Below are 20141 nucleotides of genomic sequence, written 5' to 3'. Positions count from 1 at the left end.
TAGCGCCGGAGTGTTCACAACCCCCAGGACGACAGATCCGGCACGCGCGCCACTGGCGCGAGCACGGGTTCCAGCACCGCCGCGCAATCCAGCAAGGCGGCGTCGCCACCGGCGGGGGCCAGCAGTTGCACCGACATGGGCATGCCTTCGGCGTCGAATCCCGCGGGCAGCGCGATGGCGGCCGCGCCCAGGAAATTGGCCGGGCGCAGCAATTTGCCCAGACCCACATGGCGTAGGTCGTCTTCGTCCAGCGCTTGCGCGGCCTGGTCGCACGCGGGCATCAGCAAGGCGTCCTGCCCCTGCATGGCGCTGGCGAAGGCGGCCATGTCGGCTGCGCGCCGCAGCAGCGCCGCTTCGTAATCGGCTTGCGCGATCCGGCCGCCCGCCGCGATGCGCGCCCGCACCACTTCCCACAAGGGCGCGGCGGGGTTTTCCGCCAGCGCGCCGTAGTAGCGATAGGCCTCGTAGGCCAGCACCAGCGAGTTGTCGTCGGCCATGCGCGAGAACGACAGGCCGGCGGGCGGGTGCCACGCGGTGGGCGTGAGCCCGGCCGCTGCCAGCCGTTCCTGCGCCTGGTGCCAGGTTTGCAGCCCCGCTTCGGTCAACGCTGCGGGCCAGGCTTCCGGCGCCAGCACGGCGACCGCATTCGGCCGACGGGTGGCAGGATGCCGAAGCGCGGTGAAGCGGGCGGCGGGCAAGGCCAAGGTGGCCCCGTCGTCCACATCGGGGCCGGCCAGCAATTGCGCCAGCAGGCGGGCATCGGCCACGTTGCGGGCAATCGGGCCCAGCACGTCCAGCGTGTCTGACAGCGGCAGGCAGCCCGCGCGGCTGATCAACCCGGACGACGGTTTGTAGCCGACCAGTCCGTTCAAGGCCGCCGGCGCGCGTACCGAACCACCGGTGTCGCCGCCCAGCGCAATCGGCGCCAGCCCGGCCGCCACGGCCACGCCCGCGCCGCTGGAAGACCCGCCCGGCGCGCGGGCGACCTTCGCATCCCAGGGATTGCGCGCCGTGCCTTGGGTGGGATTCTGGCCCGACAGCCCGAACGCGAACTCCGTCATGCGCGTCTTGCCCAGAATCACCATGCCCTGGGCCGACAAGGCGCGCACCGCCGTCGACGTTTCACCGCTGATGACCCCGCGCCGGGTCTGCGAGCCGCCGGTGGTGGGCGTGCCTTGCCATTGAATGCTGTCCTTCACCGCCACCGGCACGCCGTGCAACGGCCCCATCAACAGGCCCGCGTCTTGCAGGCGGTCGGCGGCGTCGGCCTGCGCCAGCGCGCGTTCCGCGGTGATCTCGCTGTAGGCGGCAAGCGGGGCCGCACGTTCGATGCGGTCCAGAAAGTGCGTGGTGACCTGGCGCGATGTCAGTTCGCGTTGTCGGATGGCGCGGGCAAGTTCGCGGGCGTCTCGGAAATGCAGGGCGGTGTGGTCTTGTTCTGGCATGGATCTCATGGAAAAAGAAAAAGCCTTCCGGCCGTGGCGCAGCCGGAAAGCGTTTACACGGGGTGCTTGATCGTTTTACTTCAGCGTCTGGCCCTTCGTTTCGGGCATGCGGATGAAGGTGATCAGCGTGATCACGGCGCCCGCCAGCACGTAGTAGAAGAACCAGCGCTCCATGCCCTTGCTTTGCAGCCAGGTCAGCAGGTAGGGCGTGGTGCCGCCCAGCAGCGCAACAACCAGGTTGTACGGCGTGCCGATACCGACGGCGCGCACGCTGGTGGGGAACTGCTCCGACATGATGGCCGGCGCAATCGCCGTGTACATGGCGTAGAGCACCAGGCCGAACAATTCCACCGCCAGGATCGAACCGAAGGACGGCCCAAGCGTCGTCATCACCGGATAGAAGAACACCAGGTAGCCAGCGGCAAAGAAAATCAGCTGCGGCTTGCGCCCGATGCGGTCGGACAAGATGCCGAACAGGGGCTGCACCACCATGAAGACGATCAGCGCGACGGTGTTGGCGGCGAACGCGGTCTTGGGGTCGGCGCCTACCTGGCGGATGGCGTAGGTGGGCACGTAGGCCACGAAGATGTAGAACGCGAACGTGGTCAGCACCGAGAAGCCCACGATGCGCAGCACTTCACGCGGGTGGTCGCGCAGCAGCGTGCGCAGCGGCTGCTTTTCGACGCCGGCCTTCTTGGCGTGCGAGAACGCTTCGGTTTCCGGGATGGCGCGGCGAATCCACATGCCGGCCAGGCCGCCCAAGGCGCCCAGCAGGAACGGAATGCGCCAGCCCCAGGACGCCATGTCGGCCTTGGTAAGCGTCGACGTCAGAATCCAGCCCACGGCGGACGCGGCCAGAATGCCGACGGCGGCGCTGAAGAACACAAAGCTGGAATAGAAGCCGCGCTTCTCAGGCGGCGCCATTTCCGCCAGAAAGGTCGTGGCCGAGGCATACTCTCCGCCCAGCGACAGGCCTTGCAACAGGCGTGCGCCGGTCAGCAGCAGCGGGGCGGCCAGGCCGATCGTGGCGTAGGTGGGGGTGATGGCGATGATGAGCGAACCGCCCGCCATCATCAGAATCGTCAGGCCCAGCGCGGCTTTGCGGCCGTAGCGGTCAGAGAAAATGCCCAGCACCCAGCCGCCAACCGGCCGCATGAAGAAGCCCACGGCGAAGATGCCGAACGTGGCCAGCAGTGCGGTGGTTTCGTTGCCCGGCGGGAAGAACTGGCTTGAGAAGAAGATGGCGAACGAGGCGTAGATGGTCCAATCGAACCACTCGACCGCATTGCCTACACTACCGGCCAGGATGGTGCGGGCGCGGGATACGGGCGCAGCGCTGGCGGGCGCGGCGCTTGCCCCTTGCTTGCTGCGCAAGGTCGCGGATGGGCTGCTCATGACGTCCTCAAAATAAGAATTTATTTTTGGTCAAAAAGACCGTTTAATTTTGTGTTTTTATCAATGCGCGAACGTTAGATTAATGAATATGGTCACGTCAAGTAAGGGTAAGCCCCTAATGCCAGCGCTCGATGACACCGATCTGGCCTGTCTGATTGCGTTGCAGGCAGACCCCCGCGCTTCCTGGCGCGAGCTGGGCGCGGCCACCGGCATTGCCGAGCGGACCGTGGCGCGCCGCATCCGCCGCCTGATGGACGCCGACGCGCTGCGCGTCATTGCCGAACCTGATCCGCTGGCCATGGGCCAGGGCGTGGTGCTGCATGCGTGGGTGCGCTGCCGGTCGGGCCGGGTGCCGGATGTGGCCGATCAACTGGCGCGGCTGGACATCTGCCAACTGGTCGTCACGCTGGCGGGCACCGCCGATCTGATGGCCGAGCTGACCTTGGCGGACGCGGCCGACCTGCCCGACGTCGTGACCCGCGTGCTGCCGTCGATTGATGGGGTCGAGCATGTGGAAGCGCGCCTCGTCTTGCGGCCGTTTCGCCGCGCCGGGCAATGGCGCATTCAGGCGCAACCGGACGCTGTGGTCGAGACGCCATCCGCGTCGCCACCCGTCGCGCTGACCGAGCCCGAGCAGCGCATGGTGGCGCATCTGATGCGCGATGGGCGCGCCAGCCTGGCGGAATTGGCCGAGCAGGCCAACGTCAGCGAACCGACTGCGCAGCGGCTATTGCAGCATCTGGTGGAGCGTCGCGCGTTGAGCTTTCGTGTGGAAGTCGAGCCCGCGCTGGTCGGCTTTCCTGTGGAAGCCGTGATCTCGGTGCAGGTGCGCCCGCAAGCGGTTGACGCGCTGGCCGCGCATCTGGCGCTGGACCCGCACACGCGCTGCCTGTTCGGCACCAGCGGCGCGTCGCAATTGTTCTGGCACGTGCTGTGCCGCGACAGCCTGCACTTGTGGGAAGTGGTGACGCGCCGTCTGGGTGAACTGGACGGCGTGCTCAATAGCGAAGTCGGCGTGGTGATGCGCGCCCACAAGCGTTGCGGCATCGTGCGCGCCGGCGCGCGGCTGGGCGCGGACGAGGGCTGATGTGCGCTGATGGGGGCGATGCTTGGGGGGCAATGCTTGGGGCGCAATGCTTAGGGGCGCAATGCTTAGGGGACAGCGCCCCGATCTCATGCCCCCAGATACGCCCGCGCCAGCGCCCCGTCCTGCGCGATCTCTTCCGCCGTGCCTTGCGCCGCCACACGGCCCGATTCCAGCACATACGCGCGGTCGGCCAGCGACAGCGCCAGCGCGGCCATCTGGTCCACCAGCAAGATCGTCATCGACTCGGCGCGCAGGCGGTCCAGCGCGTCGAACAATTCATCGATGATCTTCGGCGCCAGCCCCAGCGACGGTTCGTCCAGCAGCAGAATCACAGGCTTGGACATCAGCCCGCGCGCAATCGCCAGCATCTGCTGTTCACCCCCCGACAACAAGCCCGCGCGTTGATGCAGCCGTTCGCGCAAGCGCGGAAAGCGCGTCAGCATTTCTTCGACGCGCGCCTCGCGGTCTTGGGGATGCAGGAAAGCGCCCAGCCGGATGTTGTCCAGCACGCTCAAGCCCGGGAACACCTGCCGGCCTTCCGGCACCAGCACCAGCCCACGCCCCACGATGCGGTCGGCGGCAAGACCATTCAGTTCCAAGCCCTGCAAATGCATGCCGCCTTGCACGGGCCGATGCAGCCCCGCCAGCGTGCGCATCAACGTCGACTTGCCCGCGCCATTGGCGCCCAGCAGCGCCACCATTTCGCCCTGGCGCACTTGCAGGTCGATGCCGTGCAGCACGGGGTTCGCGCCATAGCCGGTCACCAGGTTGCCCACCCCCAGCACCTCGGGTGCGATGGCCGTTCCTGCCGCACGTTGCCGCGCGGCGGGCGCGCGCCGGGCGCTTTCATCGCCCAGATACGCCTGACGCACGGCGGCCGATTGTTGAATCTCGGCGGGGGTGCCTTGCGCCAATTCGCGCCCGGCATCAATGGCGACGATGTGATCCGACACGCCCATCACCAGCGCCATGTCGTGCTCTACCAGCAGCACGCCCGCACCCGCCTCGGCGATGCGCCGCAGCAGGCCGGCCAGGCGCGTCTTGTCTTCGCGCGACAGGCCGGCGGCGGGCTCGTCCATCAGCAGAATGTCGGCGTCGGTGGCCAGCGCGCGCGCAATCTCCACCAGCCGGCGGTCCACGTGGGGCAGGTCGGCGGCAGGCGTGTCCAGCGCGCCTTCATAGCCGCAGAACGCCAGCAGGGCGCGCGCGCGTTCGCGCACGTCCGGCGCCAGAAAGCGGCGCGACGCCAGCAGCCCGCCCAGCCGGCCGCGCACCATGCCCAGCGCCACGTTGTCTTCCACGCTTAGCGTGTCGAACAGTTGCGACGTTTGATAGGTGCGGGCGATGCCGCTGCGCGCAACCCGGTAAGCGGGCAGTGCGGCCAAGGGCGCGTCGCCCAGCGCCACCGCGCCGCTGGTGGGCTGGTAGTAGCCGCTAAGCATGTTGATGACGGTGGACTTGCCCGCACCGTTCGGGCCAATCAACGCTGTCACGGCAGCGGGCGGCACGCTGAACGACACCGACTGCACCGCGCGTACGCCGCCAAACGTCATGGTCAAGGCATCGGCGCGCAACACGCCGCGGGGGCGTGCGCCCATGGCCATGCCGCCTTGGCGTGGCGCCAGCGCATGCGTGTCCGAGTTGCGCCGCCACCGCGACAATAAGCCGGCCACGCCATCCGGCGCAGCCCACAGCACCACCAGCAAAAAAGCGCCGAAAAACAGCAGCCGGTATTCCTCCAGGCTGGACAGCATTTCCGGCAGCAGCCCCACCACCACCGCGCCCAGCAAGGGACCGGCGAGCGATCCCGCGCCGCCCAGCGTCACCGCCAGCACGAACAGGATGGACTGCATGAAGTTGAAGTTGTGCGGCGTGATCATGCCGGCCTGCGGTGCGTAGAGCCCGCCCGCCAAGCCCACCACCGCCGCCGACACCATGAACGCCACGGCCTTGACCGTCAGCGGATTGATGCCGATGGATTCGCTGGCCGTCTCGCTGTCTTTCACGGCGCGCATCGCCGCGCCCCACGTGCCACGCGACAGCAGCGCGTACGCCGCCAGCGCCACGAACACGGCCACGATGGCCAGCATCGCCACGCCGCGATCGCCGCCAATGCCGGCGAATTCTGGCTGCACGATGCCCATCAGCCCGTTCTGTCCGCCGGTGACGTCACCGCCTTCAATCAGCGCGTGCTCGACGATGAAGCCGAACGCGATGGTGATCATCGCCAGGTACGGCCCTTTCACGCGCAGCGCGGGCAGCGCCAGCAGCAAGCCAAACGCGCCCGCCACCAATGCGGCCGCGGGCCAGGCCAGCCAGAAACTCCAGCCCGCCTGCCCCGTCAGAATGGCGACGGTATAGGCGCCGATGGCGTAGAAGCCCGCGTGGCCGAATGACATCTGCCCGGTCAGCCCCAGCAGCACATTCAGCCCGATGCCGGCCAGCGCCAGCAGCGCCACGTTGCCCAGCACGAACACGTAATAGCCGTTGACGGTGGCCGCCAGGGCCAGGCCCGCCACGGCCAGCAGCGCGTAAATCGCCAGCGGCAGCCAGCGTGATGCAAGTCGCTTATTCATCAGACCTTCCTGACATCGGCGCGTCCGAACAGTCCATTCGGACGCACGGCCAACATGACGATCACCAGCGTGAAGCTGATGATCTGGGTGTATCCGGAGCCCAGGGCAACGGTGATCAACGCTTCGACCACGCCAAACAGCAGGCCCGCGATCATCACGCCCCAGGCGCTGGTGATGCCGCCCAGAATGGCGACCACAAAGGCCTTCAGCCCGAACAGCGTGCCCATGTCCGCTTGCACGTTGAACAGCGGCGCAACCAGCGCGCCCGCCACGCCTGCAAACAGCGTGGACACGGCAAAGGCGGCCATGATGGCGTGGCGCACGGGAATGCCCATCAGCCGCGCCGCGTTCGGGTTCTGCACCACTGCCAGCAGCGCCACGCCCCAGCGCGTGCGGCGCGACAAGGTATGCAGCGCCGCCGCCAGCACCAGGCCTATGATCGGAATCAGCAGTTGCAGCGGGTAGATGCCCAGCCCCAGGCCGCCGATTTCAAGCGGCGCTTGCGCAAGCGGCGACGGCAGGCTGCGCGGTTCCTTGCCGAAGGTGAACATCACGACGTTGTCCAGCACGATGCCAAGCGCCACCGTGGACATCAGCCACGCATTGGAGCCACGGCTGGCGAATGGCCGCACGGCCAGCCGCTCAACCACCAGCCCATACACGCCGCACAGCGCCAGCGCTACCAGCAAGGCGGGCGCAAGCGGCCAGCCCAGCGTCTGCGCGAACGTGTAGGTCAGCACGGCGCCCAGCATCATGGAACTGCCCTGGGCGAAGTTCACCGTGCCTGATACGGCGTAGGTCAGGTAAAAGCCCAGGGCCATCAGTCCGTACATGCTTCCCAGACCCAGGCCGCTGACGATGGCGGACATCAACAACATGCGCGTCTCCCGCGTGATTCAGCTGATTTACTGCGCGCCCTTGACGGGCAGGATGCGGTTGTCGATGAACTGCGTCCACACGTAGTCGTTCTCGCGCAGCGCATCGTGCGAGGCCGGCGTGAAGGGCTGCTCATACGTCTTGATCAGGCCGTCGTACTTGCCGATCTTGTAGAAGCCCTGGCGCACCGCGTCGCCATCGGTCGAGCCGGCCTGCGCGATGGCCAGCGCCGCCAGCTGCATGCCGTCATACGCGTTGGCCACGCCGACGGCGGGCGTGATGTCTTGCGGGCCTTTGATGTCGGAATACTTGGTCTTCAGCGCCTGCATCACCTTGTCGCCCACCGGCCCTTGCTTGCCGAAGAAGCTGTAGGTCTGCACGAAGTGCACGTTCTTGGCGTTGGGGCCGGCAAGCTCAGTAAAGCGGCCGCCCGCAGGGCCCCAGTGCGACACGATCGGCACCTTCCAGCCCATGCGGTCCAACGACTTCACCACTTGCGCCGACGGGCCCACGTTGCCCACCAGGAACAGCGTGTCCGCACCTGCGGCCTTCAGGCGGCTTAGTTGCGGCACCACGTCCAGGTCGTTGGGCTGGAATTTTTCAACGCCTGCGGGCGTGACCTTGGCGGCTGCAAGCGCAGCGTTCAGGCCTTTCTCGTTGGATTCGCCCCAGGGGTTATTCACCAGAATCATGCCGGGCTTGGCGCTTTGGAACGTCTTTTGCGCGTACTGAACCATGGCGCTGTCGACGATCTCGTCCATGGCCGACACGCGGAACACGAAGTTCGGGTTGCCCTTGTTCTGCGTGATGGCCGTGCCGGCCGCCCACGGACCCATGAACGGCACCTTCTCCTGATTCACGATGGGCACGATGGCCATCGAGACCGGCGTGTCCAGGCCGCCAAACAGCACGGCCACTTTTTCCTTGAAGATCAGCTCGCGCGCGGCGGCCATGCCCTTGGCGGGGTTGCCTTCGTCGTCGCGCCGCACCAGCACGATCTGGCGGCCACCCAACAGCCCGCCCTTGGCGTTGATTTCGTCGATGGCGATGGTCATGCCGCGCGTCAGCGCTTCGCCCGCGCGGGCCGACTCGCCCGACAGCGCGGTGATCAAGCCGATCTTGATGGGGTCGGCGGCAAGCGCCGGTTGCAGGGCGAGGCCGGCCGTGAAGAGGGCGGCGGCGGTGGCGCGAAGCAGAAAGGAACGGCGGGTCGGGACCATCGGGCACTCCTGGAAAAGTGGAACGGATCTTGCATGGGGTTAAGTGCTGCTTGCCTACCCCATGCAAGATCCATGCCACCTGATCCGGCCCGGCCGCAGGTTGCGGCGATCACGGCGTTACCAGGGGGATGCGGCGTGTTTTGCCTGCACTTTGTGTGCGTCAACGCCAAATTTTGTTTTCAAAGCAGCAGGAATTTTGTTAACAATCATGCATCAGGATTTGCACCAAAATGAATCCATCCTTGCTTTCAAGCACTAATCCGGGGCGTGCCGATGCGTCCGGGTCGATGTCCACCTCGATGGCTGGGTCGATGTCCGGGTCTATGCCCGGGTCGATTCCCGGGTCGATTCCCGGGTCGATTCCCGGGGCGATGTCCGCACCCGGCTCCGCCTGGACGCCCGAACCCCTGGCCTGCCATGGCCGCTTCGCCTACCAGCCCATCTCTGGCCGGGCCGACTACACCTGGCCGAACGGCGCGCGTCTGGCCGTGTACCTGGGGTTCAACATCGAACACTTCGCGTTTGGCGAAGGGCTGGGCGCCGAGTTGGGGCCGGCATCTCCGCATCCCGACGTGCTGAACTACGCCTGGCGCGAATACGGCAACCGCGTGGGCGCGTGGCGCTGCCTGGAACTGTTCGACGAATTGCGCCTGCCCGCGGGCGTGCTGATCAACACCGCTTTGTATGACCACTGCCCCGGCCTGATGGACGCCTTCCTCGCGCGCGGTGATGAATTGATCGGCCACGGCTACAGCAACGCGCACCGGCAGGGCGGCCTGGCCGAGGCCGAGGAAAGCGCGCTGCTTGCGCATTGCCGCGACCGCATCCGTCAGCACACGGGTGACGCGCCTGCGGGCTGGCTGTCGCCATGGATTTCGGAGTCCCGCGCCACGCCCGATCTCTTGGCCGAAGCCGGCTACCGCTACACGCTGAATTGGTGCCATGACGACCAGCCGATGCGCATGCGCACCCGCGCGGGCGACCTCTGGGCCATTCCGTATCCGCAAGAGCTCAACGACATCCCGATGATCATGGGGCGCAAGATGGACGCGCGCGACTTTGCCGATATGATTCTTGACCAGTTCGAAGAGATGCGCGTGCAGGCCACCCGCCAGCCGCTGGTCATGGGCATTGCGCTGCATCCGTATATCGTCGGGCAGCCGTACCGCTTGCGGCACCTGCGCCGCGCGCTGGCGCCACTGGCCGCCGCGCGCGACCGGGGCGAGATCTGGTTCACCACGCCGGGTGAGATCTGCCGTCATGTCGATAGCCTGCCAGCGGGCGTGATTGCTGCGCTATGAGGCCTGGCCGCTACCGGCCCGGCTCCGAGCGATCCCGCCGCCGTAGCCGGTTAACTGTCTTACCCGTTCAACTGCCTTACCCGTTTAACCGCCGTACCCGTCTCACTGCCGCACCCGTTTAACCGCCGCACCCGTTTAACCTTTTCGAGTTCAGCATGCCCAGCCGAAGCCCCGCCAAACCCCGCGCCAAGCCTGCCCCCCGCAGCAAGATCGCCGTGGAGTCTGCTGTTATGGAACGCGCCAGCGTCGCGTCCGCTGCCCCGCGCGACGCCGGCCCCGCCGACGGCACGCCCGACAGCGACATGGAGCGCCGCATCTGCGAGGCCGTCTACGAAAGCGTGATGAGCCAGCGGCTGACCCCCGGCACAAAGCTGCCCGAGGCCGCCATCTGCGACTTGTTCGGCGTGTCGCGATCCGTGGCGCGCAAGGCCTTGCAACGCCTGGCGCACGAGCACGTGGTTGACCTGCATCACAACCGTGGCGCCGTGGTGGCCGAGCCCACGCCCGAAGACACGCGCCAGATCTTCCAGGCGCGCCGTGCGCTGGAAGCGGCGCTGCTGCCGCTGGCCGTGGCGCGCGCCACCAAGGCCGACTACGCGTCGCTGCGCAAGCAGTTGCGCGACGAACACGCCTTGCTGCATCGCGCCGGCCAACCCGCATGGGCGCGTCAGGCCAGCGCCTTTCATGTGCGGCTGGGCGAGCTGTCGGGCAACGCCATTCTGCACGGCTATCTGGCCGAACTGGTGTCGCGCTGCTCGCTCATCGTGGCGCTGTACGAGCCGCCCGGCAACGCCGCCTGCGAACACGGCGAGCACGTGCTGATCGTCGACCTGATGGAACGCGGCGACGTGGCCGAAGCCGTGAAAATCAATGACAACCACCTTGCGGACCTGGAGCGGCGTATCAGCCTTGAACGCCCGCAACCCGCGCAAACCCTTGCCCAGATGCTGGGACTGGCCTGATATGGAAATCGACTTCGACGCAATCACCGAATACCAGCGCTACAAGCTGATGGCCAGCCTGATCGTGCCCCGCCCGATCGCGCTGATCACCACCTTGTCGGACACCGGCGTGGTCAACGCGGCGCCCTTCAGCATGTTCAACATGCTGGGCGAAGACCCGCCGATTGTCATGGTCAGCATCAACCGGCTGGAAGACGGCGGCCTGAAGGACACGGCGCGCAACATCGCCCGCGACAAGGAGTTCGTGGTGCACCTGACCGACGAAGCCATGGCGGAAAAAATGCACCGCTGCGGCGACCGCCTGCCGGCGGACGTCAGCGAACTGGCCCACGCTGGCCTGGACGCCGCGCCCAGCCACCACGTCAAGCCGCCGCGCATCGTGCAAGCGCCCGTGGCATTCGAATGCACGCTCTACGAAACCATGGAAACCGCCAGCCGCCAGATCTTCATCGGCCAGGTGCGCTGGCTGCACGCGCGCGACGGCCTGATCGACACGGAAACCTGGCGCGTGCGTCTACAGGATTACTTTCCGGTGGGCCGCTTCGGCGCCAGCTTCTACGTCACCACGCGCGACCGCTACGCGATCGGCGCAGGGGACGCGCCGGCGGGCGCGACGGCGAGTACGGCGATTGATGAGATTTGAGCGTCCCTCACCAAACTCCCCCCGTCCCGCCCGGCGCCCTGAGATGCCGCGCGAAGCGTTGGGACAGGAACTCCACGAACGCCACGGTCTTGGCGGGCAGGTTCAATCGTTCGGGATAGAGCGCGTGGATGTCGGCGGGGGGTGTGCGCCAATCGGTCAGCACTTCACGCAGCCGGCCCTCGCGCAAATAGGCGGCGGTTTCCCATTCGGATCGCATGACGATGCCGTGGCCGTCTAGCGCCCATTCCAGTGCGCTTTGGCCGTCGTTGGAACTGACGGGGCCGCGCACCTTGACCGTCTCGGCGCGTTGGCCGGATTCCAGCCGCCAGGTGCCGTAGGCGACGTCGTTCTCGCGCACGACGATGCAGCGATGGCGTTGCAGATCACTGGGCGTGCGCGGTTCGCCATAGGTGTCCAGGTAGCGGGGGGATGCGCAGAGCAGCCGCCGGTTGGAGGCGATTTTGCGGGCGGTCAGCCGGGCGTCGGGCAGGTCGCCGAAGCGCACGGCCACATCGAAGCCTTCTTCGATCAGGTTCAGCGGCCGGTCGGTTAAGCGCATCAGCACTTCCACGTCAGGATATTGGCGCGCGAAGTCCGAGACGGCCGGCACGATGTGCGCACGGCCGAAGCCGAAAGTGGCGTTCAGCCGCAGCAGCCCCTGGGGTTGGGCGCGGGCGCTTGAGACCGACCGTTCCAGCGCTTCCAGATCCGCCAGGATGCGTCCGCCTTCCGCCAGATACAGCTCGCCTTCCTGGGTGACGCTGACGCGGCGCGTGGTGCGGTTCAAGAGGCGCACGCCCAGGCGCTGCTCCAGCCTGGCCAGCCGCGCGCTGATGGCGGGCGGCGTCAGGCCGAGTTCGCGCGCGGTGGCCGACAGGTTGCCGTGTTTGACCACGAGCGCGAAGAAGGCGAGATCGGAAAGGGCATCCATGGCGCAAGCCTGATTGATAAATCTAATTTAATAAAGATTTAGTTTGAACGGGAATTATAAGAATTAAACCCGCTTATACACTGGGTTCACCGATATAGAGCCACATCCACGTGGCCAACCGAGGAGACCCGAAACATGAAGATCAAACCCTTGGCCACCGCCTTGTGCGCGGCCTTAGCTGCATCCTGTTGGGCCGTGCCGGCAGCCGCCGCGAACAATTTTCCCGAACGCGCAGTCACGCTCGTCGTGCCTTTTGCGCCCGGCGGTAGCGTGGACATTGCCGCGCGGCTGATCTCGGAAGCGTGGGGCCGCGCGTTGGGCCAAAGCGTGATCGTCGAGAACCGCGCGGGCGCGTCCGGCAACATCGGCATGGCCGCCGTGGCGCGCGCCCAGCCCAATGGCTACACGCTGGCGATCAACACGATGTCATTGGCGATCAACCCGGCGCTGTTCAAGGACATGCCGTTCGACACGACGAAGGATCTGCGTTCGGTGGGCACGGTCGGAACGTCGCAACACGTGCTGACGGTGACGAACGCGTTGCCCGTCGCCAATGTGAGCGAACTGCTTTCCTATGTGCGCGCGCGGCCCGCCAACGAGCTGAGCTTCGGTTCCGCTGGCACGGGCAGCACGTTCCACATGGCCGCGGAATTGTTCAAGTCGGTCTCGAAGACGCAGATTCTGCACGTGCCGTACAAGGGCGGCGGCCCCGCCATGGTCGACACCATCAGCGGGCAAGTGCAGATGAGCTTTCCGGTGCTGTCCGCCGCCAAGCCGCAGGTGGATGGCAAGAAGCTGCGGGCGCTGGGCGTAACGGGCACGACGCGTTCGCCCTTGCTGCCGGACGTGCCGACCATCGCGGAGTCCGGCTTGCCGGGCTACGAGTTCAACACGTGGTTTGTCGTCAGCGCGCCTGCCGGTACGCCGCAAGCGGTGATCGACACGTTGAACACGAAGCTGGCCGAAGCGTTGCAGTCGCCTGCGCTGAAGGCGCGCATGCAGCAGGAAGGTTTCGATCCGCTGATCTCCACCCCCGCCAAAACGGACGACATGGTGGCCGCTGAAATGACGCGCTGGGCGGGCGTCGTGAAGGATGCTGGCATCCAGGCGAACTAAGCGGAGCGGCGGCGCAACCGCGACAGGCAATCGCAAATAAGCGACGGCAACGAGTGATCGCAACAAGCAACCGCACAAAGCAATCGCAATAAGCAACCGCAACAAGCGACGGCAGCAACAGCCGCAACCAGCAACCGAAAGACCGCCCGCCGCCGCCGCGGGCGCCCCATTCAAGGAAGCAAGACATGCCCGGCATGACGCTGTACGACAAACTGGTGGCCAGCCATGAGGTGGCCCGCATCGATGACGAGCACATTCTGCTGTACGTCGATCTGCACATCATGAATGAATACACCAGCCCGCAAGCCTTCAGCGGCCTGGCTGCGCGCGGCAGGAACGTGCTGCGCCCAGGCCAGCAGATGGCGGTGGTGGACCACATCATTCCCACGCATCCGGTGGCGCCCGCGCTGCGCGTGATTGCGGACGATGCCTCAGCGCGCCAGGCCGTGAACCTGAAACGCAATTGCGACGCGCAGCACATCGCGCTGTTCGACACGACCGACCCGCTGCAAGGCATCGAACATGTGATCGCGCCCGAGCACGGCATGATCTTGCCCGGCATGGTGGTGCTGTGCGGCGACAGCCATACGACGACGTATGGCGCGTTGGGCGCGCTGGGTTTCGGCATCGGCACGTCCGAGGTGGAGCACATCCTGGCCACGCAGACGCTCGTGTATCGCGTGGCCCGCAACATGCGCATCCGCGTGGACGGCGCGTTGGGGGCGGGCATGTCGGCCAAAGACCTCGTCATTTATGTTGTGCATCGAATCGGCGCGCAGGGCGCGCGCGGGCATGCGGTGGAGTTCTGTGGGGACGCCATCGACGCCTTGTCCGCTGAAGGCCGCATGACCCTGTGCAACATGACGGTGGAAGCGGGCGCGCGCGCCGCGCTGATCGCGCCGGACGCGACGACCGACGCCTACGTCACCGCGCACGCGCCGCAGCTGCATGGCGAACTGCTGGCCCAGGCGCGCGCGTATTGGGCCACGCTGCGCACCGATGCGAATGCATCCTTTGATGTGGAACACGTGTTTAACGCCACGGACATCGCGCCGTTCGTCACCTGGGGCACCAGCCCCGATCAGGCCATGCCGGTGACGGGCCATGTGCCGGACCCGCAGGCCGAGCCCGATCAACTGGCCCGGCTGGCGTTGGAAAAGGCGATGGACTATATCGGCCTTGCGCCTGGCGCGCCGATTGCCGGCGTGCCGATTGACCGCGTGTTCATTGGCTCTTGCACCAATGGCCGCATTGAAGACTTGCGCGTGGTGGCGGGGCTGGCGCGCGGCAGGAAGGTGGCGGCGGGCGTGCGCGCGATGATCGTGCCGGGCTCGGGCGCGGTGCGGGCGCAGGCCGAAGCGGAAGGGCTGGCGGCCGTGTTGATGGAAGCGGGCTTCGAATGGCGCCAGCCGGGCTGTTCGATGTGCCTGGCCATGAATGACGATGTGCTGCGTCCCGGCGAACGCTGCGCGTCCACCACCAACCGCAATTTCGAAGGCCGTCAGGGGCGGGCAGGGCGCACGCATTTGATGAGCCCGGCGATGGCCGCCGCCGCCGCGTTGGCCGGCCGCATCGTCGATGTCCGTGAATGGGAGCAAGCCAAATGAATCCGTTGATCGAAGGCATCGCCGCGCCGCTGCCATTTTCCAATCTGGATACTGACCAGATCATGCCCAAGCAGTTTCTGCGCATCATCGACAAGGCGGGGCTGGACCGTGGCCTGCTGTACGACTTGCGCTTTGACGAGCACGGCGCGCAGCGCCCCGGCTTCGTACTGAATCAGGCTGCGTATGCAGGCACGTCCGTGCTGGTGGCGGGGCCTAACTTCGGCTGCGGTTCCAGCCGCGAGCACGCGGTGTGGGGCTTGCAGCAGTTCGGCATCCGCGCCGTGATTGCGCCCAGCTTCGGCGAGATCTTCTACTTCAATGCGGTGAATAATGGCCTGCTGCTGGTGAGCCTGCCCGCCGCCGAGGTCGACGCCTTGCTCGAGCGGGTGTCCAATGTCGGGGTGTCTGATTCTCAACAACCGGCTGGCAACCGCGTGGCCATCGACGTGATGGCAGGGCAGATTCGTGCGGCGGATGGCTGGACGGCAAGCTTTGCGTTGCCCGAGCGCCATCGCCGCATGTTCGCCCAAGGGCAGGACATGGTGGGCGCGTCGCTGCTGCAACTGCCCGAAGTGGAACGCTTCGAAGCCGCCCACTGGGCGCGCCACCCGTGGATGAAGGATGTGGCGCGCACGGTGCGCGACCGCCTGAATGCCGCATGACCGTAACGCACAAGGAGACTTCCCCCATGACCGCATTCTTCGACTTGCCCGTGCGCCGCATTCCGGCCAATGGCATGGACATCGCCGCGCGCATCGACGGGTCGGGGCCGCCGTTGCTGTTGTTGCACGGCCATCCGCAAACGCATGCCATCTGGCACCGCGTGTGGCCCGAACTGACGCGGCATCGCACGTGCATCGCGGCGGATCTGCGCGGCTATGGCGACAGCGCCAAGCCCGCCGCCTCGCCGGACCACGCGGCGCATTCCAAGCGCGAGATGGCGGCCGACATGGTCGGGCTGATGCGTGCGCTGGGCCACGAACGCTTCGACGTACTGGCGCATGATCGCGGTGCGCGCGTGGCGCATCGGATGGCGCTGGACCATGCCAGCGCCGTGTCGCGCATGATGCTGCTGGACATCGCGCCCACGCTAGACATGTACGAAGGCACGACGCGCGCATTCGCGCAGGCGTACTTCCATTGGTTCTGGCTGATCCAGCCCGCGCCCGGCCCGGAAACGATGATCGAGCATGATCCGGTGTTCTACCTGCGTTCGGTAATGGGCGGCCGGCCCGGCGGCCTGGCGCATTTTTCCGCCGAGGCGATGGCGGAATATGAACGCGCGGCGCAATTGCCCGGCTGGGCAACCGGCATCTGCGAAGACTACCGCGCGTCCGCCACGCTGGATCTGGAGCATGATCGCGCCGGCCGCGCCGCGGGCGAGCGCCTGCGCATGCCGGTGCGGGTGCTGTGGGGCGAACGGGGCGCGGTGGGCAAGAATTTCGATGTGCTGGATTTGTGGCGCGCGGTCGCCGATGACGTCTCGGGCGGGCCGCTGCCGGGGGCGCATTACCTGGCCGAAGAGACGCCGGAGGCGCTGTTGGCGGACGCAGGTGCGTTCTTTGGATGGCGGTAGCGCGGGCTGTCAATCAAGCCAGGACGGGCGATAGGGCTATCCAAAAAGGGACACAGCCCGGGTGGTAATCTTCGGCCCATGAATCGTTACTTCGCCGACCTGTCCGAATTGCCTGACCCCGACGACGCGCAACGCGTCTTCAAAGCGACCGACTCCCCCTGCGTGGCCGTTTGCTCGACCCTGTTCGACGATATCTGCCGCGGTTGCGGCCGCACGGCCATGGAAGTCGCCAATTGGGTGTTCATGACGGATGAGGAAAAGCGCGAAGTCTGGGTGCGCATCAAGGCGCAAGGCTATCCCCGCCGCAACAACTAAGCCGCAACAACTAAACCGCAACAATTCAGTCGCAGCAATTCAGTCGCAACAACTAAGCCGCAACAACTCAGGCGCAGCAACAGAGGCACAGCAGGCTAGCGCGCAACAACTCAGGCGCGCGGCCGGCCAGAAATTTTCGGCCGAATTTTCCAGGCGTCTTGGGCATGTCATATCGGCCGGGCTAAATCGCGGTATCGCCCACTTCCGGCCCCCCTCATGCGCATCGTTCTGGTTACGGATGCCTGGCATCCGCAAGTCAACGGCGTCGTCCGCACCTGGACGACCATGCAGCAGATTCTGTCTGAATGGGGCCACGAGCTGATCGTGGTGAACCCGCAGGGCAGCCGGACCATACCGGCCCCGTCCGAGCCAGACCTGCGGCTGTGCCTGCAACCCGGCCGGCAATTGCGCCGCATCCTGGGCGACACCATTCCCGACGCGCTGCACATCGCCACCGAAGGCCCGCTGGGCCTGGCGGCGCGGCGCATGGCGCTCGCACGCGGCTGGCAGTTCACGACCTCGTTTCACACGATGTTCCCCGACTACCTGCAAGCGCGCATGGGCATCCCCGCAGCCTTGCCGTGGCGCTATCTGCGCTGGTTCCATCGGCCGTCGCAATGCGTGCTGGTGCCTACGCCCACGGTGCGCGACGTTCTCGTGCGGCGCGGTCTGGCGAACCTGCGCGTCTGGTCGCGCGGCGTGGACCCCCGCAAATTCCAGCCGGCCGACAGCCAGGCGTTCGCGCATCTGCCGCGCCCGGTCTACTTGAGCGTGGGCCGCGTGGCGCGTGAAAAGAACCTGGATGCATTTCTGTCGCTGGACCTGCCCGGCAGCAAGGTGGTGGTGGGGGCAGGGCCGGACGAGGCGCGGTTGAAGAAGCGGTTTCCAAATGCGGTGTTTCTGGGCATGCAGCAAGACGACGCGCTGCCCGGCTTCTATGCTGCGGCCGACGTGTTCGTGTTTCCCAGCCTGACCGATACGTTCGGTCTGGTGATGCTGGAGGCCATGGCAAGCGGCACCCCCGTGGCGGCGTTTCGCAGCGAGGCGCCGCTGGCGGTGGTGACGCCGGGAGTGACGGGCTGCCTGGATGATGACCTTGCCCACGCGTGCCGCGCGGCGCTGCCGCTGGATCGCCACGCCGTGCGCGCGCATGCGCTGACGCGCAGCTGGGATTCGGTGGCCTCCGACCTGCTGGCCTCGCTGGTTCCCTTGGTGCCGGATGCTTCTTCGCGGACAACGTTGGCCGGGGCGGGGTGACCGGAAGAAATCCTGTGGGTTTTATTTCGGGGACGGATTTCCGCGCAGGCGGTCAAACCGGTACAATGCCCGGCAATCCTGAGGAGCGTTGCGACGACCCTGCGGTTTCCGTCTTGCCAAGGCAAGGCGCGCGAACCCCGGCTCGCCAGGCTCAGGAATCCTTGTTCAAGCGCCGCGCCCCGCGCGTCGCTACAGCAACGGCGCTCACCTTTGTCGCATATGGCGGGAAAGGCGAGCACTCGACTGTCGTGGTGTATTCGCGTTGTCCGGCCATATCGTGCGCCGTTCGACATTCACGTGGAGCCTACACACCATGAACGCTGTGACTGATAAATCCTTCTCCGATTACCTGGTTGCCGACCTGTCGCTGGCAGGCTGGGGCCGTCGCGAACTGGCTATTGCCGAAACCGAAATGCCCGGCCTGATGGCCATCCGCGACGAATTCGCCGCCGCGCAGCCGTTGAAGGGCGCGCGCATTGCCGGCAGCCTGCACATGACCATCCAGACTGGCGTGCTGATCGAAACGCTGGTGGCGCTTGGCGCCGAAGTGCGCTGGGCCTCGTGCAACATCTTCTCGACCCAAGACCACGCCGCCGCCGCCATCGCGGCATCGGGCACGCCGGTCTTCGCCGTCAAGGGCGAAACGCTGGAAGAGTACTGGCAGTACACCCACAAGATCTTCGAATGGCCCAATGGCCAGAACGCCAACATGATCCTCGACGACGGCGGTGACGCCACGTTGATGCTGCACCTGGGCACCAAGGCTGAGAAAGACCTCTCGGTGCTGGCCAACCCGGGCAGCGACGAAGAGCGCATCCTGTTTGCCGCCATCAAGGAAACCTTGAAGCGTGATCCGAAGTGGTATTCGACCCGCCTGGCGCTGATCAAAGGCGTGACGGAAGAAACCACCACCGGCGTGCATCGCCTGTACCAGATGTCGCAAAAGGGCGAGCTGGCCTTTGCCGCCATCAACGTCAATGACTCGGTCACCAAGTCCAAGTTCGACAACCTGTACGGCTGCCGCGAATCGCTGGTGGACGGCATCAAGCGCGCCACCGACGTGATGGTTGCCGGCAAGATCGCCGTCGTGGCCGGTTACGGCGACGTAGGCAAGGGCTGCGCCCAGGCGCTGGTCGCCCTGCGCGCGCAAGTCTGGGTCACGGAAATTGATCCGATCTGCGCCCTGCAAGCCGCGATGGAAGGCTTCAAGGTTGTCACGATGGAAGAAGCTGCCGTCCATGGCGACATCTTCGTCACCGCCACCGGCAACTACCACGTCATCACGCGTGAGCACATGAACGCCATGAAGGACCAGGCGATCGTCTGCAACATCGGCCACTTCGACAACGAAATCGACGTCGCCGGTCTGGCCGATTGCCAGTGGGAAGAGATCAAGCCGCAAGTCGACCACGTGATCTTCCCGGACGGCAAGCGCATCATCCTGCTGGCGCAAGGCCGTCTGGTGAACCTGGGCTGCGCCACGGGCCACCCGTCGTTCGTGATGTCGTCGTCGTTCGCCAACCAGACCATCGCTCAGATCGAGCTGTTCACGCGTAACGAAGCCTACAAGTCGGGCGAAGTCTACGTGCTGCCCAAGCACCTGGACGAGAAGGTTGCCCGCCTGCATCTGAAGAAGCTGGGCGTGAAGCTGACCACGCTGCGCAAGGATCAGGCCGACTACATCAACGTGCCGGTCGAAGGCCCCTTCAAGCCCGAGCACTACCGTTATTGATGGGTTGAAAGCACAATAGGAAACTACCGCGCCATGTTGGCGCGGGTTTTCCGAACCGCGGGTTCCCCTGTTTTTGTCTGTTGAAGGCAGGGCCGCGGAGCG

At 66.1% G+C, this 20141-nt stretch carries 17 protein-coding genes and 1 riboswitch; of the genes, 11 read left to right on the top strand and 6 right to left on the bottom strand.

Features of this window, described 5'->3' with window-relative positions; translation table 11 throughout:
* Window positions 1–14: 14 nt before the first annotated feature.
* Entirely contained in the window at window positions 15–1445 is a 1431-nt protein-coding gene (locus tag HV765_RS16150) for an amidase (RefSeq protein WP_175170343.1), read from the bottom strand.
* 75 nt (window positions 1446–1520) lie between these two features.
* The gene (locus HV765_RS16145; RefSeq protein WP_054420744.1) at window positions 1521–2840 is read right to left on the bottom strand and encodes an MFS transporter; all 1320 of its coding nucleotides are present in this window, start codon (window positions 2838–2840) and stop codon (window positions 1521–1523) included.
* 82 nt (window positions 2841–2922) lie between these two features.
* On the opposite strand from HV765_RS16145, the gene HV765_RS16140 reads away from it, so the two are divergent.
* A complete protein-coding gene (locus HV765_RS16140; protein ID WP_175170342.1) occupies window positions 2923–3927 on the top strand; it encodes an Lrp/AsnC family transcriptional regulator in 1005 nt (334 codons plus the stop codon).
* 86 nt (window positions 3928–4013) lie between these two features.
* Here the strand turns inward: HV765_RS16140 and HV765_RS16135 are convergent, their stop codons facing one another.
* From HV765_RS16135 to HV765_RS16125, 3 genes are read right to left on the bottom strand one after another with little or no spacing between them, the layout of a single operon-like run.
* Window positions 4014–6503, bottom strand: a complete 2490-nt coding sequence (locus HV765_RS16135; RefSeq protein WP_175170341.1) for a branched-chain amino acid ABC transporter ATP-binding protein/permease — start codon at window positions 6501–6503, stop codon at window positions 4014–4016.
* Window positions 6503–7381 carry a branched-chain amino acid ABC transporter permease gene (locus HV765_RS16130; protein ID WP_175170340.1) on the bottom strand — a complete coding sequence of 293 codons (879 nt, stop codon included), beginning with the start codon at window positions 7379–7381 and terminating at the stop codon, window positions 6503–6505. The genes HV765_RS16135 and HV765_RS16130 overlap by 1 nt, the downstream gene beginning before the upstream one ends.
* Before the next feature lie 27 nt (window positions 7382–7408).
* On the bottom strand, window positions 7409–8599 hold the full coding sequence (locus HV765_RS16125) for an ABC transporter substrate-binding protein (protein ID WP_175170339.1): 1191 nt from the start codon (window positions 8597–8599) through the stop codon (window positions 7409–7411).
* 371 nt (window positions 8600–8970) lie between these two features.
* Between HV765_RS16125 and HV765_RS16120 the strand changes: the two genes are divergently transcribed.
* The 3 genes from HV765_RS16120 to HV765_RS16110 all read left to right on the top strand — a co-directional run bounded on the left by HV765_RS16120 (window position 8971) and on the right by HV765_RS16110 (window position 11505).
* Window positions 8971–9900, top strand: a complete 930-nt coding sequence (locus HV765_RS16120) for a polysaccharide deacetylase family protein (protein WP_175170505.1) — start codon at window positions 8971–8973, stop codon at window positions 9898–9900.
* 155 nt (window positions 9901–10055) lie between these two features.
* The gene (locus HV765_RS16115) at window positions 10056–10862 is read left to right on the top strand and encodes a GntR family transcriptional regulator (protein ID WP_175170338.1); all 807 of its coding nucleotides are present in this window, start codon (window positions 10056–10058) and stop codon (window positions 10860–10862) included.
* 1 nt (window position 10863) lies between these two features.
* The gene (locus HV765_RS16110; protein ID WP_054420737.1) at window positions 10864–11505 is read left to right on the top strand and encodes a flavin reductase family protein; all 642 of its coding nucleotides are present in this window, start codon (window positions 10864–10866) and stop codon (window positions 11503–11505) included.
* 7 nt (window positions 11506–11512) lie between these two features.
* On the opposite strand, the gene HV765_RS16105 is transcribed toward HV765_RS16110, so the two are convergent.
* Window positions 11513–12436 (bottom strand): LysR family transcriptional regulator, encoded by a 924-nt coding sequence (locus HV765_RS16105; protein ID WP_175170337.1) that lies wholly within the window; start codon window positions 12434–12436, stop codon window positions 11513–11515.
* A gap of 135 nt (window positions 12437–12571) precedes the next feature.
* On the opposite strand from HV765_RS16105, the gene HV765_RS16100 reads away from it, so the two are divergent.
* The 7 genes from HV765_RS16100 (at window position 12572) to ahcY (ending at window position 20039) form a co-directional block, all read left to right on the top strand.
* The gene (locus HV765_RS16100; RefSeq protein WP_175170336.1) at window positions 12572–13552 is read left to right on the top strand and encodes a tripartite tricarboxylate transporter substrate binding protein; all 981 of its coding nucleotides are present in this window, start codon (window positions 12572–12574) and stop codon (window positions 13550–13552) included.
* Between the two features lie 185 nt (window positions 13553–13737).
* Window positions 13738–15159, top strand: coding sequence for a 3-isopropylmalate dehydratase large subunit (gene leuC / locus HV765_RS16095; RefSeq protein WP_175170335.1), 1422 nt, complete (start codon window positions 13738–13740; stop codon window positions 15157–15159).
* Window positions 15156–15821, top strand: a complete 666-nt coding sequence (gene leuD, locus HV765_RS16090; RefSeq protein ID WP_175170334.1) for a 3-isopropylmalate dehydratase small subunit — start codon at window positions 15156–15158, stop codon at window positions 15819–15821. Before leuC ends, leuD begins: the two co-directional genes overlap by 4 nt.
* Before the next feature lie 26 nt (window positions 15822–15847).
* The gene (locus tag HV765_RS16085; protein WP_175170333.1) at window positions 15848–16735 is read left to right on the top strand and encodes an alpha/beta fold hydrolase; all 888 of its coding nucleotides are present in this window, start codon (window positions 15848–15850) and stop codon (window positions 16733–16735) included.
* A 78-nt stretch (window positions 16736–16813) separates the two neighbouring features.
* The gene (locus tag HV765_RS16080) at window positions 16814–17050 is read left to right on the top strand and encodes a DUF1289 domain-containing protein (RefSeq protein ID WP_054420731.1); all 237 of its coding nucleotides are present in this window, start codon (window positions 16814–16816) and stop codon (window positions 17048–17050) included.
* A gap of 216 nt (window positions 17051–17266) precedes the next feature.
* A complete protein-coding gene (locus tag HV765_RS16075; protein ID WP_175170332.1) occupies window positions 17267–18307 on the top strand; it encodes a glycosyltransferase family 4 protein in 1041 nt (346 codons plus the stop codon).
* Between the two features lie 74 nt (window positions 18308–18381).
* Window positions 18382–18520: riboswitch (S-adenosyl-L-homocysteine riboswitch) on the top strand.
* Window positions 18521–18620: 100 nt separating this feature from the next.
* Window positions 18621–20039 carry an adenosylhomocysteinase gene (gene ahcY / locus HV765_RS16070; RefSeq protein ID WP_175170331.1) on the top strand — a complete coding sequence of 473 codons (1419 nt, stop codon included), beginning with the start codon at window positions 18621–18623 and terminating at the stop codon, window positions 20037–20039.
* Window positions 20040–20141 lie beyond the last annotated feature (102 nt).

It is taken from the genome of Achromobacter kerstersii (genome assembly GCF_902859595.1).
Classification (GTDB): Bacteria; Pseudomonadota; Gammaproteobacteria; order Burkholderiales; family Burkholderiaceae_B; genus Achromobacter; species Achromobacter kerstersii.
Note: the sequence above shows the minus strand (reverse complement) of the source record. Positions and strands in the feature narration are given on the sequence as shown.